General features: G+C 62.9%; 2 pseudogenes. One reads left to right on the top strand and one right to left on the bottom strand.

The features are described from left to right. Window positions 1-571 (bottom strand): annotated as a pseudogene (locus tag FPV16_RS25880) (hypothetical protein); the annotation flags it as partial. Window positions 572-667: 96 nt separating this feature from the next. On the opposite strand from FPV16_RS25880, the pseudogene FPV16_RS25875 reads away from it, so the two are divergent. Further along, window positions 668-782: pseudogene (locus tag FPV16_RS25875) on the top strand (IS3 family transposase); the annotation flags it as partial.

The following is a 782-nucleotide window of genomic DNA, read 5'->3' as shown; positions in this document are numbered from 1 at the left end:
CGTAGATCGTCGCCAGCGCCAGAAGACGCCGGCTTTGCCCGGCATCCCGGCTCGTCTTGGCCAGATGGCGCAGAGCGTCGGCGTTGAAGTCTTCGCGAAGCGGCACGGCTGCGGACATGGCAAACCTCCCCGGTTCACCGCATCGAATCAGATCCGCCGCCGATCCGAAACCCCATGAGTCACCATCAGCGCTCGCTGGTATGAGTGCCTGCTCTGCATCTCTGCGAGTCGGACGCTCGCTGATGCGAGGCATGCGGAAGCTGGCGTCCAGGAACAGGTAGAGGTGCGTGGTCGGGTCGTATCCGGCCGTGTCGAAGATGCTCCCATCCGGCCGAAGCGTTGGCGTTGTGATGACCCCTGCCAACTGAGGCAGTTTCCATTTCCCCGCTCGTGAGAGCAGGATGCTTGCGACCCAGCGCGGCGGATCGACCCTGTACCATCGCCGTTTCTGCTCGGAGTAGCGCTGGAAGGTTGCGACCTGACCAAGGATGTCCGTCAAGGAGTCGAGGCACAGTTCCTTGATGCGGCCGACAACCGTGCTGCGCCCGCCCGTCGCTTTGGTCTCTTCCAAGATGGGCTGAACGAGACTGCCGGCTCGCACTGACCTGACCGGCTGGCTTTGGACCGGGCTGATTGAGAGGATCAGTCAGGACTGAAGGAGCTGGACATGAAGCGAGGTCAGAAGACGGGTGCGGAGCAGGTGGTGCTGAAGCTGCGCCAGATTGAGGTGCAGACGGCCCAGGGTAAGAGTTTGGCGATAGCGTGCCGGGAGGCGGGGATCT

Source organism: Methylobacterium sp. W2, assembly GCF_020662345.1.
Lineage (GTDB): Bacteria > Pseudomonadota > Alphaproteobacteria > Rhizobiales > Beijerinckiaceae > Methylobacterium.
This window is presented reverse-complemented; position numbering and strand designations above follow the sequence as displayed.